Source organism: Actinomycetospora lemnae (assembly GCF_028737315.1).
GTDB lineage: Bacteria > Actinomycetota > Actinomycetes > Mycobacteriales > Pseudonocardiaceae > Actinomycetospora > Actinomycetospora lemnae.
In genome coordinates this window covers 185,953-199,443 of the sequence record NZ_JAQZAO010000001.1, presented here as the reverse complement: position 1 = coordinate 199,443, position 13,491 = coordinate 185,953, and the positions used below count along the sequence as shown (strand labels likewise).

18 protein-coding genes are annotated in these 13,491 nt (G+C 76.5%); 8 read left to right on the top strand and 10 right to left on the bottom strand.

The window, feature by feature from the left end; translation table 11 throughout:
• Positions 1-40: 40 nt before the first annotated feature.
• Both PGB27_RS00940 and PGB27_RS00935 read right to left on the bottom strand, forming a co-directional pair.
• Positions 41-1,699 carry a flavin-containing monooxygenase gene (locus tag PGB27_RS00940; RefSeq protein ID WP_274198452.1) on the bottom strand — a complete coding sequence of 553 codons (1,659 nt, stop codon included), beginning with the start codon at positions 1,697-1,699 and terminating at the stop codon, positions 41-43.
• Positions 1,700-1,861: 162 nt separating this feature from the next.
• The gene (locus tag PGB27_RS00935; RefSeq protein ID WP_274198451.1) at positions 1,862-2,053 is read right to left on the bottom strand and encodes a hypothetical protein; all 192 of its coding nucleotides are present in this window, start codon (positions 2,051-2,053) and stop codon (positions 1,862-1,864) included.
• A gap of 285 nt (positions 2,054-2,338) precedes the next feature.
• Here PGB27_RS00935 and PGB27_RS00930 point away from each other — a divergent pair, with 285 nt between their 5' ends.
• The 7 genes from PGB27_RS00930 to PGB27_RS00900 are packed head-to-tail and all read left to right on the top strand — an operon-like array spanning position 2,339 to position 7,699.
• Complete coding sequence (locus tag PGB27_RS00930) at positions 2,339-3,181, top strand: UbiA family prenyltransferase (RefSeq protein ID WP_274198450.1); 843 nt, start codon at positions 2,339-2,341, stop codon at positions 3,179-3,181.
• Positions 3,181-4,350, top strand: a complete 1,170-nt coding sequence (locus PGB27_RS00925) for an NAD(P)/FAD-dependent oxidoreductase (protein ID WP_274198449.1) — start codon at positions 3,181-3,183, stop codon at positions 4,348-4,350. The genes PGB27_RS00930 and PGB27_RS00925 overlap by 1 nt, the downstream gene beginning before the upstream one ends.
• Entirely contained in the window at positions 4,338-5,414 is a 1,077-nt protein-coding gene (locus PGB27_RS00920) for a type III polyketide synthase (RefSeq protein ID WP_274198448.1), read from the top strand. The genes PGB27_RS00925 and PGB27_RS00920 overlap by 13 nt, the downstream gene beginning before the upstream one ends.
• Positions 5,411-5,746, top strand: coding sequence for a hypothetical protein (locus PGB27_RS00915; protein WP_274198447.1), 336 nt, complete (start codon positions 5,411-5,413; stop codon positions 5,744-5,746). The genes PGB27_RS00920 and PGB27_RS00915 overlap by 4 nt, the downstream gene beginning before the upstream one ends.
• Positions 5,632-5,931, top strand: coding sequence for an isoprenylcysteine carboxylmethyltransferase family protein (locus tag PGB27_RS00910; RefSeq protein ID WP_332843728.1), 300 nt, complete (start codon positions 5,632-5,634; stop codon positions 5,929-5,931). Before PGB27_RS00915 ends, PGB27_RS00910 begins: the two co-directional genes overlap by 115 nt.
• Positions 5,928-6,968: an NAD(P)/FAD-dependent oxidoreductase gene (locus PGB27_RS00905; protein WP_274198445.1), complete on the top strand. Its 1,041-nt coding sequence runs from the start codon at positions 5,928-5,930 to the stop codon at positions 6,966-6,968. The genes PGB27_RS00910 and PGB27_RS00905 overlap by 4 nt, the downstream gene beginning before the upstream one ends.
• Positions 6,965-7,699, top strand: a complete 735-nt coding sequence (locus tag PGB27_RS00900; protein ID WP_274198444.1) for a uracil-DNA glycosylase — start codon at positions 6,965-6,967, stop codon at positions 7,697-7,699. The genes PGB27_RS00905 and PGB27_RS00900 overlap by 4 nt, the downstream gene beginning before the upstream one ends.
• Here the strand turns inward: PGB27_RS00900 and PGB27_RS00895 are convergent.
• From PGB27_RS00895 to PGB27_RS00875, 5 genes are all read right to left on the bottom strand, one after another.
• Complete coding sequence (locus tag PGB27_RS00895; RefSeq protein WP_274198443.1) at positions 7,646-8,026, bottom strand: Rieske (2Fe-2S) protein; 381 nt, start codon at positions 8,024-8,026, stop codon at positions 7,646-7,648. The genes PGB27_RS00900 and PGB27_RS00895 overlap by 54 nt on opposite strands.
• Before the next feature lie 84 nt (positions 8,027-8,110).
• On the bottom strand, positions 8,111-8,689 hold the full coding sequence (locus PGB27_RS00890) for a hypothetical protein (protein WP_274198442.1): 579 nt from the start codon (positions 8,687-8,689) through the stop codon (positions 8,111-8,113).
• A complete protein-coding gene (locus tag PGB27_RS00885) occupies positions 8,647-8,946 on the bottom strand; it encodes a hypothetical protein (protein ID WP_274198441.1) in 300 nt (99 codons plus the stop codon). Before PGB27_RS00885 ends, PGB27_RS00890 begins: the two co-directional genes overlap by 43 nt.
• Positions 8,947-9,148: 202 nt before the next feature.
• A complete protein-coding gene (locus PGB27_RS00880) occupies positions 9,149-9,349 on the bottom strand; it encodes a hypothetical protein (RefSeq protein WP_274198440.1) in 201 nt (66 codons plus the stop codon).
• Between the two features lie 171 nt (positions 9,350-9,520).
• A complete protein-coding gene (locus PGB27_RS00875) occupies positions 9,521-10,003 on the bottom strand; it encodes a phage holin family protein (RefSeq protein ID WP_274198439.1) in 483 nt (160 codons plus the stop codon).
• A 155-nt stretch (positions 10,004-10,158) separates the two neighbouring features.
• Between PGB27_RS00875 and PGB27_RS00870 the strand changes: the two genes are divergently transcribed.
• On the top strand, positions 10,159-10,824 hold the full coding sequence (locus tag PGB27_RS00870) for a hypothetical protein (protein WP_274198438.1): 666 nt from the start codon (positions 10,159-10,161) through the stop codon (positions 10,822-10,824).
• A gap of 146 nt (positions 10,825-10,970) precedes the next feature.
• On the opposite strand, the gene PGB27_RS00865 is transcribed toward PGB27_RS00870, so the two are convergent.
• The 3 genes from PGB27_RS00865 to PGB27_RS00855 form a co-directional block, all read right to left on the bottom strand.
• Positions 10,971-11,306, bottom strand: a complete 336-nt coding sequence (locus tag PGB27_RS00865) for a DUF1330 domain-containing protein (protein WP_274198437.1) — start codon at positions 11,304-11,306, stop codon at positions 10,971-10,973.
• 56 nt (positions 11,307-11,362) lie between these two features.
• Positions 11,363-12,727, bottom strand: coding sequence for a chloride channel protein (locus tag PGB27_RS00860; RefSeq protein WP_274198436.1), 1,365 nt, complete (start codon positions 12,725-12,727; stop codon positions 11,363-11,365).
• Between the two features lie 74 nt (positions 12,728-12,801).
• Positions 12,802-13,281 carry a MarR family winged helix-turn-helix transcriptional regulator gene (locus PGB27_RS00855; RefSeq protein WP_274198435.1) on the bottom strand — a complete coding sequence of 160 codons (480 nt, stop codon included), beginning with the start codon at positions 13,279-13,281 and terminating at the stop codon, positions 12,802-12,804.
• Positions 13,282-13,491: the final 210 nt, after the last annotated feature.

Genomic DNA, 13,491 nt, shown 5'->3' with positions numbered 1-13,491 from the left:
TCCCCGAGCGGCGGGGCGGTCACCAGCGTCCGGCGGGGCGTCAGGCGGGCGCGGTCACCCCGGTCCGGCTGAGCTCGAAGCCCTCGTAGCCCTTCGCGGCGACGTCGTCACAGATGCCGCGGTAGACGCCGACCCCGCCGACGTAGGGGTAGAGGCTGCGGTGCTTGCCGGGGATGTTGGCCCCGACCCACCACGAGTTCGCGCGCGGCAGGAGCGTCATCGCGGTGACCTCGTCGTGGTGGGCGACCCAGCCGTCCTCGGCCTCGACGGTCGGCTCGATCCGCTCCACGCCCTGCTCGTGCAGGTGGCGCAGGCAGTCGGCGACCCAGTCGACGTGCTGCTCGATCGAGACCGGCATGTTCGACAGCACCGACGGGCTCTGCGGGCCGGTGATCATGAAGAGGTTCGGGAAGTCGTGGGTGGCGATCCCGAGGTAGGTCCGCGGGCCCTCTGCCCACTTGTCGGCGAGCGAGAGCCCGCCGCGCCCGGTGATGCCCAGCTTGTAGAGCGTGCCGGTCATGGCGTCGAAGCCGGTGGCGTAGACGATGCTGTCGACCTCGTACTCGCCGTCCGCGGTGCGCACCCCCGTCGGCGTGATGGCCTCGATCGGCGAGCGGCGGACGTCGACCAGCGTGACGTTCTCCCGGTTGTAGGTCTCGTAGTAGCCGTTCTCCAGCGGCGGGCGCTTGGTGAAGAACGGGTGGTCCTTCGGCGCGAGCATCTCGGCGATCTCGGGGTCGTGCACCCGCTCCCGGATCTTGTTGCGCAGGAACTCGGCGGCCGTCTCGTTGGCGTCCTCGTCGAGGAGGAGGTCGTTGAACGTCGTGCCGAGCCGGAAGCCGCCCTGCGCCCACGCCTCCTCGAAGATCGCCTGGCGCTCGTCGTCGGGGACGGAGAGGGCGGTGCGCTCGGCGACGTCGTACGGGAAGCCGAAGGCCGTCTCGCGGGTCCGCGCCCAGATCGTCGGGTAGTCGTCCTTGATCTTGCGGTCGAACTCCGGAGTGACCGGGTGGTTGCCGCCGGCGATGTCGTAGTTCGGCGTGCGCTGGAAGACGGTGACGTGCGCGGCCTCCTCGGCGACCTCGGGGATGAGCTGGACGCCGGTGGCGCCGGTGCCGATGACGGCGACGCGCTGTCCGGTGAAGTCCACGCCCTCGTGCGGCCAGAGCCCAGTGTGGTACGAGGCGCCCCGGAAGCCGTCGCGGCCCGGGAAGTCGGGCAGGTTCGTCGTCGACAGGCAGCCGACGGCCGTGACGAGGAAGCGCGCGGTGACGCGCTCCCCGCCCGCGGTCCCGACCGTCCAGTGCCCGGCGTCGTCGTCCCACGACGCGGAGGTGACGGTGGTGCCGAAACGGATGTCGCGGCGCAGGTCGAAGCGGTCGGCGACGGTCTGCAGGTAGCGCAGGATCTCCGGCTGGCCGGCGAAGCGCTCGCTCCAGGTCCACTCCTCGAGGAGGTCCGGGGAGAGCCGGTCGGAGAAGCTGTAGAAGTAGCTCTCCGAGTCGCACCGCGCGCCCGGGTACCGGTTCCAGTACCAGGTGCCGCCCACGTCGTCGGCGGCCTCGAGCACCAGCGCCGACAGGCCGAGGGAGTCGCGCAGGCGGTGGAGCATGTAGAGCCCGGAGAAGCCGGCCCCGATGACGAGGGCATCGAGGTCGCTGCGGTGGTCGCTGCGGTCGGTCGACTCGGCGTCGGACATCGGTGTCCTCCTCGTCCGGCGTCCCACACGGACGCCGTCGGCGCCCGTCCGCGGTCACCGGCCCCCGATGACCGGTGTGTGGCGAGCGTCACCACATGGTGACGCAGAGGAGCCGGATCCTCGACCGCCGGACGGCTGAGCCGGATCGGTCCACGACGTCGGTCAGGCCGCCGTGACGGTCCCCGCGGCCTCCTCGGTTGGTTCGAGGGCGGCCGCGACGGCGCGCACGGCGTCGGGGTGGGTCAGCAGCGCGAGGTGCCCGGCGCCGACCTCGACGTTGTCGGCGTGCGGGTCGGCGCTGGCCTGCCAGGGCACGGCGGCGTCCTGGCGGCTGTCGATGCTGGTGAACCGCACACCGGCCCCGAGCTCGCGGACCGGACCGCGCGCCGGTCCTCGTCCTCGCCGTCGACCAGCGCCATCACCGCGCGACCGGCCCGTTCCAGGACGGCCGTGACCGCCCGCTCCCAGCCCACCTGTGCCATCCGGGTCGACCTCCCGCCCCTCGCGCGGCGGCTGGACGGTCAACCGATCCCGGGGGGCTACCCACCCTGCCCGGGCGAGCACCCGCGCGTGTGGGAGGTCGGAGGGGCGGGGACACCTCCCGGGTTCCGGATCGTGGGCGGCAGTCGGGGAGGCAGCATGCACGTCGCCGGTGCCGGCACCCCGTCCGTCGTCACCCGGCCCTCCGCGGCCGGGCTGGTCGCCGCCGCCCACCCGGGCCCCGCGGTCGCGGTGGCGACGGTCGCCGCGCTGCTGGCCGTGGACGCCGGCCTCCCGATCGGGACCGCCGTGGTCGTCACCGGCGCCGTGCTCACCGGGCACCTCACCCTCGGCTGGGCCAACGACCTCCTCGACCTCCCGCGCGACCGTGCCGTCGGCCGCGCGGACAAGCCCCTGACGACGGGGCGGACGACCCCCCGCGCTGTCGGGACCGCGCTCGCCGTGGCCGCGCTCGCGTGCGTCGTGCTGTCGCTGGCCCTCGGCTGGCGCAGCGGCCTCGTCCACCTCGTGCTCGGCATCGCGTCGGGCCAGGCCTACAACCTGGGGCTCAAGCGCACGGCGCTGTCGTGGCTCCCGTACGCCGTCACGTTCGGGACGCTGCCGGCCGTCGCCAGCCTCGCCGCCGACGTCCCCGCGTGGCCGCCGTGGTGGATGGTCGCGGCCGGAGCCGCGCTCGGGGTCGGCGCGCACGTCGTGAACGCGCTGCCCGACCTCGCCGACGACCTGCGCACCGGTGTGCGCGGGCTGCCGCACCGGGTCGGGGAGCCGGTCGCGCGCCCGCTGGCCGCCGCGCTGCTCGTCGCCGCGTCGGTGCTCGCGGCCCTCGGGCCCCCCGGGCGACCCGCGGCGTGGGTGTGGCTGGTGCTCCTCGTAGTGGTCGCGCTGGCGACGGTGGCCGTCCTCGGCCGCGGCCGCGGACCCTTCCGTGCGGCCCTGGCGATCGCGCTGCTCGACGTCGTGCTGCTCGTGGCCGCCGGCTGATGCCGCTCCTCCAGCACCACGACCTGGCCGTCGTCGGGGCCGGGCCCGCCGGCACGGCCGCGGCGCTCGGCGCGCTGCACGCCGAGCCGGGGCTGCGGGTGGCCCTGCTCGACCGCGCCGACTTCCCCCGCGACAAGGCCTGCGGCGACGGGGTCGCCCCGCACGTGCTCGACCGGCTCGCCGACGTCGGCGTCACAGGCCTGCTCGACGACCGCGTGCCCGTCGCGCGCCTGCGCCTCGACCGCGGCGGGCGGGGCGCCGAGCGGACCATGGCGCGCCCGTCGTACGTCGTGCCGCGCCGGGTCCTCGACGCCCGCCTCGTCGAGGCCGCCCAGGCGGCGGGCGCGCAGCTGGTGCGCCACCGTGTCCGCGACGTCGCGATCGGCACCGACGTCGTCCTCGACGACGCCGTGAGCGCGCCCCTCGTCGTCGGCGCGGACGGGGCGCGCTCGGTGCTGCGACGCCGGCTCGGGTGGGCGCCGGGCACGACGGCGCTCGCCCTGCGCGGGTACGCGCCGGTGACCGCGGGCCGGGAGGGCGCGCAGGTCATCGCGTTCGGGACGCTGCGGCAGCCGTCGTACGCGTGGTCGTTCGACCGCGGCGACGGGTTCGCCAACGTGGGGTACGGGGAGGTGCTCGGCGACGGCCCCGCGCCCGGCAAGGCCGACCTCGTCGGGCACCTCGAGGACCTGCTGCCCGGCAGCACCCGCGACGCCGGCGACTGGCGCGGGCACCACCTGCCGCTCTCGGGGCCGCGCTGGCGCCCGCCGGACGGCCGGGTGCTGCTCGTCGGCGACGCGGCGGGTCTCGTCAACCCGATGACCGGCGAGGGCATCTACTACGCGGTCGCGACGGGCATCGCCGCCGGCCGGGCGGCCGCGCGGGCGCTGGCCGACGGCCGGCCGGCGACGGCGGGGCGGCGCTACGCCCGCGCGGCCCGCGCGCACCTCTTCCCGCACCTGCGCCACACCGCGGCGGCCGGGGTGCTCAGCCGCACCGGCCCGGTGCTCGACGCGGGGCTGCGCGCCGCGGCCGGCGACCAGCGGGTGTTCGACGACCTCGTCGAGCTCGGGCTCGCCCGCGGCCGGATCACCCCGGCCGTCGCCCGCGGCCTGGCGACCGCACTGCTGCCCTCCCTCGCAGAGATGAGACGACCATGCGCGTCCTGAGCGTCCGCGGCGCCCTGCCCGACCACCGGTACCGGCAGGAGGAGATCACCGAGGCCTTCGCCGGGGCGATGCTGCGCGGCGCGGTGAACCGGAGCGTCCTCGACCGGCTGCACCGCAACGCCGGCGTCGAGACCCGCCACACCGCGCTGCCGCTGGAGCGCTACGGCCGGCTGCGCGACTTCGGGGAGGCCAACGACGCGTTCATCGCCGCGGGCGTGGACCTCGGGGCGCGGGCGGTCGTCGACGCGCTCAAGGCCGTCGACCTCGCGCCGTCCGACGTCGACATCGTCGTCTCCGCGACCGTCACCGGGCTCGCCGTCCCCTCGCTCGACGCGCGCATCGCCGCGCAGATCGGGATGCGCGACGACGTCGTGCGCGTGCCGATCGTGGGCCTCGGCTGCGTCGCCGGGGCCGCCGGCGTCGCCCGCCTGCGCGACTTCCTCGCCGGCCGCCCCGACGCGGTCGCGGTGCTGGTCGGCGTCGAGCTGTGCTCGCTGACGCTGCAGCGCGACGACGTCTCGATGCCGAACCTCGTGGCGAGCGGGCTGTTCGGCGACGGCGCGGCCGCGGTCGTCGCGGCGGGGTCGCAGCGGGCGGCGCCGCTGCTCGACGACCGCCGCGTGCAGCCGGAGGTCGTGGCCACGCGCAGCCGGCTCTACCCCGACTCCGAGCGCACGATGGGCTGGGACGTCGGCGCGGGCGGGCTGAAGATCGTGCTCGACGGCGCGGTCCCCGACGTCGTGCGCCACTTCCTCGGCGACGACGTCCGCCGCTTCCTCGCCGACCACGGGCTCAGCCGCGACGACGTCGGGTGGTACGTCGCGCACCCCGGCGGCCCGAAGGTGCTCGAGGCGCTGCAGGACGCGCTCGGCGTCGACCGCGAGGCGCTGGCGGTCACGTGGGACTCGCTGCGCCGCATCGGCAACCTCTCCTCGGCGTCGGTGCTCCACGTCCTCGCCGACACCCTCGCCACGCGGCCGCCCCGCCCGGGCTCCCACGGCCTCATGCTGGCGATGGGACCGGGGTTCTGCTCGGAGCTGGTGCTGCTGCGGGTGCCATCGTGAGTGCGGTGCTGTACACGCTGCTGGTCGTCGCCGTCGGGGTGGAGCGCCTCGGCGAGATGGCCGTGTCGCGACGCAACGCGGTGTGGGCGTTCGCCCGCGGCGGCGTGGAGTCCGGGCGCGCGCACTTCCCGGTGATGGTCGTGCTGCACACCGGCCTGCTCGCCGGCTGCGTCGCCGAGGTGTGGCTCGCCGGGCGCCCGTTCCTGCCCGCGCTGGGGTGGCCGATGCTGGCGCTGCTCGTCGCGTGCCAGGGGTGCGGTGGTGGTGCGTCACGGCGCTCGGGCCGCGGTGGAACACGCGCGTCATCGTCGTGCCCGGGATGCCGCCGGTGACGTCGGGGCCGTACCGGTGGGTCGCGCACCCGAACTACGTGGTGGTCGTCGTCGAGGGCGTCGCGCTCCCGCTCGTGCACACGGCCTGGGTCACCGCGCTGGTGTTCACGGTGGCGAACGCGGCCCTGTTGACGGTGCGCCTGCGCGTCGAGCGGCGGGCGCTGCGCGAGGCGGTGCCGGCGTGACCCGGCAGGTGGATCTGCTGGTCGCCGGCGGCGGACCGGCGGGCCTGGTCACCGCCCTGCACGCCGCCCGCGCGGGCCTGGACGTCGAGGTGTGGGAGCCGCGTCCGGGCGCGGTCGACAAGGCCTGCGGCGAGGGCCTCATGCCCGGCGCGCTGGCCGCCCTGCAGGAGCTCGGCGTCGACCCGCCGGGGCACGCGTTCCACGGCATCCGCTACGTCGACGGCGACCGGCGCGCCGACGCCGCGTTCCGCGCCGGCGCGGGCCGCGGCATCCGCCGGACGACGCTGCACGGGGCGCTCGCGGCGGCGGTCGCCGCGGCGGGCGCGCGGGTCGAGCAGCGCGCCGTCGGCGAGCTGCGCCAGGACGACGAGGGCGTCACGGTCGACGGCGTGCGGGCCCGGCACCTGGTGGCCGCGGACGGGCTGCACTCGCCCGTGCGCCGGGGGCTCGGCCTCGACCCGGCTCCGGCGCGCCACCGCCGCTACGGGCTGCGCCGGCACTTCCGCACCGCGCCCTGGTCGCCCTACGTCGAGGTGCACTGGGCGCCCGAGGTCGAGGCGTACGTGACGCCGGTGGCCGACGACCTCGTCGGCGTCGCCGTCCTGGCCTCGAGCCGCGGCACGTTCGACGACCGGCTGGCCGCATTGCCCGGCCTGCAGTCCCTGCTGGCGGGCGCGGAGCCGGCGAGCGACGTGCGCGGCGCCGGGCCGCTGCGCCAGCGCGTCCGTCGTCGGGTCGCGGGCCGGGTGCTGCTGGTCGGGGACGCCGCCGGCTACGTCGATGCGCTGACGGGGGAGGGCCTGGCCCTCGCGTTCGCGCAGGCCGGGGCCGCCGTCCGCGCGATCACCGACGGGGCGCCGCGACGCTACGACCGCGACTGGGCGCGCCTGACGCGGCGCTACCGCTGGCTGACCGGGGCGCTGCTGCTCGGCACGCGCCCGCGTCCCGCCCGTCGGGCCCTGGTCCCCGCCGCCCGGCTCCTGCCGCCGCTGTTCGACGGCGCGGTCAACGGGCTGGCGCGGCCGGTGGGGGCGTGAGCGCCGATCGGTCCGCACGGCTCGCCGACCTCGCCGACCTCGGCGCGAGGATCGCGGACTGCACGGCCTGCCCGCGGCTGGTGGCGTCCCGACGCGCGGCGGCCGACGCCGGCGCGGGGTCGTACTGGGCGCGCCCGGTGCCGGGCTTCGGCGACCCGTCGGCGCGTGTCCACGTGCTCGGCCTCGCGACCGCGCCGCACGGCGGCAACCGCACGGGCCGCGCGTTCACCGGCAACCCGACGGCCGACACGCTCGTCGCCGCCCTGCACCGCGCCGGGCTCGCGAACCGCCCCACGTCCGAGCACGCCGGCGACGGGCTGCGCCTGCGCGGGGCGTGGATGGCCTCCGCGGTGCGCTGCCCGCCGCCCGGCCACCGCCCGACCCGCGCCGAGCGCGAGGCCTGCGCCGGCTGGCTGACCGCGGAGCTCGCGGCCCTGCCGGACGTTGCGGTCGTGCTCTGCCTGGGCCGCCTCGCGTGGGAGGCGGCGTGCGACTGGGCCGGCGTGCGCCCGCGACCCCGCTTCGCGCACGGTGCCGAGCACGTCCTCGCCACCGGGCCTCGTCCGGGCCTGCGCCTGCTCGGGTCCTACCACCCGAGCCCGCAGAACACCCGCAGCCGCCGGCTCACCCCGGCGATGCTCGACGCCGTGATCGCCCGGGCGGTGACCGTGGCGTGGTCAGCGCACCCGCAGACGCCCCCGGCCCCAGCGCACCGCACGGCCGACCCGTAGCGGCACCCACCGCGCCAGCACCCGCACGAGCTGCGTGTAGCCCGGCGTCGGGCCGACGTAGAACGCGATGCCGCGGGGCCCGCCGACCATCTCGCCGTTGCGGACGTCGTAGCGCGCGCCGTGCCACGGGCACACCAGGCAGCCGTCGTCGTCCACCCGGCCGTCGGAGAGGTCGCGCAGCTGGTGGCGGCAGCGCCGTCCCACCGCGAACGGCTCGCCGCGGCTCGTGCCGACCGCCCACGTCCCGACCCGGCGGACCTCACCCGGGGCGGGCTCCTCGATCTCGGTCCAGGTGCTGGTGTCCTCGGTGTCCTCGGCGTGCGTCACGCGCTGCCTCCCCGCGTCGGGCGGCCGCCGGCGACGGCCCGCGCAGAAGGGTGTCCGGGTACCACGCGACGAAACGGCGGACGGTCACCGCACGGGCCGCACGAGGACGCCGCCGCCCGCGTGCCCGGCCAGCAGCTTGACGGCGATGACCGGCCCGGACCACGGTGCGACGTCGGAGACGCGCCACCACCGGTCGAGCGCGAGTCCGCCGAGCGTCGCGAGCACCGCCGCGGCGCGCCGGTGGCCGACGCGTCCCAGCACCGCCGTCGCGACCAGCACGTACGCGTACTGCGCGAGCGCCCGGTCGAACCGGGGCCGCGGGTCGAGCGCCGCCACGACGAACGGGTGGACGTGCGCCGCCGCGAAGGCGCTGCGCTCCCGGCCCCCGCGCTCGGGGCGGCCGTACCAGCGCGCGCCCGCCGGGGTGTTGAGGCACCACGCGCCGCCCCACAGGTCGGCGGCGAGCACCCGCAGGACGAGCCGGGCCGCGTGCCCCACCGGGCGGCGCGCGAGCGCGGGGGCGAGCACCGCGCCGGCGACCGCGCTCGCCACCGTGCCCGCGGACTCCACCGGACCGGCGCCCGGCCCGACGAGCGCCTCCCACCAGCCGGGGCGCCGCGTCAGCACCGTCGTCCCGGGGACCGTCGCGTCGTGACCAGCCACGCCCCGATCATCCCCGCGGCCGCGGCGACCGCGAGGACCGGCGCCGCGAGGACGACGACCTCGACCGCGTCGCGGGGCGGCGGGACGGGGTCGCCGTAGCGGTCGACCCACAGCGTGCGGTTGTCGCCGACGTAGTCGGTCGAGCGGGGCGCCGACGGGCCCGGCGAGGAGCTGCGCTCGCTGCGCCTGCGCGTCCTCGCCGCCGAGCAGGGGGAGCACCGCCCGTCGACCGCGGGTCCGGGCGTCCTCGAGCCCACCGACATGATCCGGTGGCTCGACACCCCACGGGCACCGGGCCGCGGCCCTCGAGCTCGCGGTGCGCTGCGCGCGCCGGCCGCTGCGGGCAGCCCCGGACCCGCGGCGAGCAGCCCGACGTCGACACGCTCGAGGCGCGCCTGGGCGGGTGAGACTGGGCGGGTGAGACCCCTCGTTGCGCTGCCGCCGGGTCAGCCGACCCGGTCAGCAGTCGCGGAGCGCCTCGCGCCCGAGGACGCGCGCCGCGCCCTCGAGGTACGCCTGGCGGTAGGCCGGCGGAATCCACTCGGCGGTGCGGAAGACCGTCAGCACCGGGTCGTCGTAGGTGGCGTCGAGGTGCAGCGGCGCCCGGGCGGCACCGGCGTCGGGCTCGCCCTCGGCGTGGGAATCCGGGGTCGCGGTCATGACGTCACAGGATGCCCGTCGCGCGGGCGCCGAACCACCTCACGTCCGCCGAGATGCGCGACGTGGGTGTGGGCGCAAGCGGTTTCGCACGTGCTGCCGGAGTCGTCGCAGGACGCGGGCGCGATCGCCTGAGCGCGGTCGCGGCCCCGCGGTGGCGGGTGCCCGCGGGGCTCAGGGGCGAGGCAGATCGGGTCCCGAGGGCATCGCCCCCGCGGCGCGCTCGGAGAGGCCGCCGGTCGCGCCGGCGGAGCCGCGGCGGACCTCGGCGGCGGTCTCCTCGACCAGGGCCCCGGTCTCGGCCATGGTCTCGGTCGGGAAGGGCGCGGGGAGCGTGCGGAGCTGCTGCACGCCGATCGCGCCGGCGGCCGCCGCTCCGCCGCCGTAGACGGCGGTGGCCACGAGCGCGGCACCCGACGGCGGGAGCCATCGCTCCAACAGGCGCAGGCTCAGGCGGTAGGCGGATGCCGACGCCGCGACACCGAGCACCGCCGCGCCGCCGAGGAGGCCGAGGGCAGGGGCGGCCGCGGTGAGCTTGCTCCACGTCTCCCGCTGCGCGGCGGTGATCTCCCCGCGCACGAGGACCCGGGTCTGTTCGGACAGGTCGGTCAGCGCTCCCGCGATGCCGGCCTGGGGCGACTGCTGGGGTTCGGTCATGAGGTCGTGGCTACCCGTCGGACCTTGCCGGACGAACCGGGCCCCGGGGACGGACCCTGGCGGCCGCGGTTGCGCACGGCGCCGATCACCGGTCTCCTGCTCCCGTCCCGGTTGACCGCCCCAGCCCGGCCGCCCCCTGCTGGAGGAGGTCCGCCGTGCCTCGTGGTCGTGCCGTGCTCGTCGTGTCGCTCCTGGTGACGGCCCTGGCACTCGGGGGCTGCGCCAACGGCCCCGGACCCGCCACCTCCGTCCCGACCCCGGTGGCCACCGACGTCCCGGCGCCGCCCGCGATCGCCGGGGTGACGCCGCCCGCACAGGCCCGCGTCGACGGTGAGGAGGCCGCGATCGAGGTCGAGCCGGCCACGCAGCGGGCGCTGGAGGACGCCCAGATCGAGGTGCGCACCGAGGAGCCGACGCTCGGCCAGCTGCCGGGGTGGGCCGACGGGCAGGACACCGTGCACCTGCCGATCACCGACGGCCAGGTGTTCCTCGCGCCGCCGCCGCGGGGACGCGTCCAGACGTCCGGGTCGCTGATGCTGAGCCGGCGCGGCGGAACGGTCGACCTCGCCGACCTCGTGGTCGACCTCGACGCCGCTCGCGTCACCGGCTCCGTCGACGGACGCCCGGCCACCGTGTTCGACCTCGACCTCTCCCGCGCCCGCGTCGAGGACCTGCCGTCGCTGCCGGCGACGGTCGTCGACGTCTCCGCGACGATGACCGACGACGTGCGCGGGGTGATCCGCGACCGTCTCGGAGTCGACCTCCCGCCGCCGCTCACCCGGGCCGACCTCGAGCTCCGCCTCCGGCCCGTGACGGGCTGACCTCACGCCCGCGGGTCGCGCTCCGAGGACCCGGGCCCCGAGGGCCACGACGCCCGATCAGCGTCGACCCCTGACCCGACAGGAGCGGGGAGTCAGGCCGTCAGGGACCGGCACGGCGAGGGGCCGTTCCCCAGGAGGCCCTCGTGTCAGACGTTCCTGTCGCTGAGCACCGGCCGCAGGTCCTCGAGCTTGTCGTAGGCCCACCAGAGGTAGTTCTCCGTGCCGCCTTCGCGCAGGGGGTGGAGGTCGACGTGGTCGGGGTCGTCCTTGAACGCCTGGAACGCCTCGTTCGAGGGCCACTCGACCAGCACGAGGACCTGGCGGGGGGACCCTCCCGTGCTGGGGGAGTCCTCACTCAGCCGGCCGAGCGCCACGACGCGACCGCCGTGCTTGCCGACGGCGGCGACCGATCGCTTCGAGTAGGCCTTGTAGTCGTCGTTCGGGGCGAGGTCGAACAGGTTCAGGGCGTACACGGCACTCATGTCGGCAGTCTGCCCGGCACGGCGGCGTGCCGTTCGCCTCGGCCTCGCCCTCCCCGTCAGCGACCCGGCAGCGCCGTCTCGGGCGTCGGCGGCGCGGTGTCGATGTCGACGCCGCGTCGGAGGAGCTTGCGCGTGTAGATGTTCCGGTGCGAGACGAGGTGGCTCAGGCCCGTGGCGAGCACGACGGCGATCATGAGGGGGAGGATGACGTCGTCGTTCCCCGTGAGCTCGAACACGATCAGCACCGAGGTGATCGGCGCGTGTGCGGCGCCGGCGAACACCGCCGCCATGCCGACCAGCCCGAAGGCGCCGGGGGCGAGGTGCAGGCCCGGGAAGAGGGCCGCGGCGAGCGTGCCGAAGGTCGTCCCGGCCATCGCGCCGATGAACAGGGACGGCGCGAACACCCCGCCCGAGCCGCCGATCCCGATGGTGAGGCTGGTCGCGACCACCTTGCCGACCATCAGTACGAGCAGCAGGCCCACCGCGTACTGCCCGACCAGACCGTCCTCGAGCACCGGATAGCCGACGCCGTAGAGCTGCGGTAGCGCGAGCAGCACCCCTCCGAGCACCACACCGCCGACGGCGGGGCGCAGCCACTCGGGCCCGCGCCACACCGCGTCGCAGGCGTCCTCGACGGCGTAGAGCGTGCGGGCGAAGCCCCAGCCCACGAGGCCGGCGAACAGACCGAGCAGTGCGTAGAGCAGCAGCTCGGTCGACGAGCCGAGGGTGTAGTGCGGCAGGTGCAGGATGATGTCGTCGCCGACGATGAGGCGGGCCACGACGTTCGCGGTGACCGAGGAGATCACCAGGACGCCGAAGGACTGCGCGGCGAAGGCGCGCAGGATGAGCTCGAGGGCGAAGACGACGCCGGCCATCGGCGCGTTGAAGGTGGCCGAGATCCCGCCCGCGGCGCCGCACGCCACCATGAGGGTGAGCCGGCCCGACGGGACGCGCAGGGCCTGGCCGATCGAGGAGCCCAAGGCCGAGCCGATCTGCACGATCGGGCCCTCGCGCCCGACCGATCCGCCGGTGCCGATGCACAGCGCCGAGGCCAGGGCCTTGACCCCGGCCACCTTCGCAGGGATGCGGCCACCGTTCCGCGCGACGGCGACCATCACCTCGGGCACGCCGTGCCCCCGCGCCTCCGGGGCGAACCGCGTCACCAGCGGTCCGTGGACGAGCCCGCCGACGACGGGCGCCAGCAGGAGGAACCACGGGCCCAGGGCGGCGAGGTGGGTGCTCGCGACCCGCCCGGCATCGGAGAAGTCGTCCCGGCCGGTGACCAGCCAGGTGATGCTGGAGATCAGGGAACGGAACACCACGGCGCCGAGGCCGGCGCCGGCGCCGATGATCAGCGCGAGCCCGACGAGCCCGGGGCGGGAGTCGGTCAGCCACCGGTGCAGGACCTCCCCGGCGCGCACGAGTCGGCTCCGCCACGACCGCCGCGGCTCCCCGTCGACCGGGTCGGTCGTCTCCTCCACAGGGTGGGGCTCGCTCACCGCGCCGCCCCGCGGACGGCCCAGTCGGGCTCGGGGACCTCGCCGGCGGCCTCGGCGAGCGACCGCAGCCCCTCGACCACGCCCGCACGTCGTCCGGCGGGCACCCCGGCGAGCAGCGTGCGCAGCTCGCCGCGCCGTCGGCGGCTCACCTCGTCGACGAGGTCGCGGCCGGCGGACGACAGCGCGACGGTCACAGCCCGACGGTCGTCGTCGGGACGCTCCCGGATCACCAGTCCCTTGCCCTCGAGTCGACGGCACATCCGGGTGCACGTCGGGGGTGTCACGGCCAGCGCGACCGCGAGCTCGGCCGGACGCACCGTGCCCCGCTGGCCCAGGACGACCAGGGCCCGGTACTGCGGCAGCGTCACGTCCTCGTCGACCGCTGCGAGGGAGCGCACGACCACCGCCAGCAGGGCCCGGCTGGCCGTCATGACCGCATCGACGAGTTCCTCGCCCGGCTCGTCGAAACGTTGCATCAGCACATCATTGCCCTGGGCAACGCTACTCGGCAAGTCTGCTCCGCCGAGGGCGGCTGTTCCAGCGACGTCTGCCGTCCCGGCCCCGCTCGACGAACGTCAGACGAGCGACAGGTGCCGGGCGGGCCTGACCGGCCCCCGGGTGGCGACGCTGGTGGGACGCGGGACGGGACCGGTTCGGTGGCCCCGTCCCGACGACGACGGAGAGGG

Bases quoted from the DNA above. Each gene is read 5' to 3' on its own strand.
- PGB27_RS00940 (WP_274198452.1), bottom strand. From the start codon at position 1,699: ATGTCCGACGCCGAGTCGACCGACCGCAGCGACCACCGCAGCGACCTC.
- PGB27_RS00930 (WP_274198450.1), top strand. From the start codon at position 2,339: ATGCACGTCGCCGGTGCCGGCACCCCGTCCGTCGTCACCCGGCCCTCC.
- PGB27_RS00925 (WP_274198449.1), top strand. From the start codon at position 3,181: ATGCCGCTCCTCCAGCACCACGACCTGGCCGTCGTCGGGGCCGGGCCC.
- PGB27_RS00920 (WP_274198448.1), top strand. From the start codon at position 4,338: ATGCGCGTCCTGAGCGTCCGCGGCGCCCTGCCCGACCACCGGTACCGG.
- PGB27_RS00880 (WP_274198440.1), bottom strand. From the start codon at position 9,349: ATGACCGCGACCCCGGATTCCCACGCCGAGGGCGAGCCCGACGCCGGT.
- PGB27_RS00875 (WP_274198439.1), bottom strand. From the start codon at position 10,003: ATGACCGAACCCCAGCAGTCGCCCCAGGCCGGCATCGCGGGAGCGCTG.
- PGB27_RS00865 (WP_274198437.1), bottom strand. From the start codon at position 11,306: ATGAGTGCCGTGTACGCCCTGAACCTGTTCGACCTCGCCCCGAACGAC.
- PGB27_RS00855 (WP_274198435.1), bottom strand. From the start codon at position 13,281: ATGCAACGTTTCGACGAGCCGGGCGAGGAACTCGTCGATGCGGTCATG.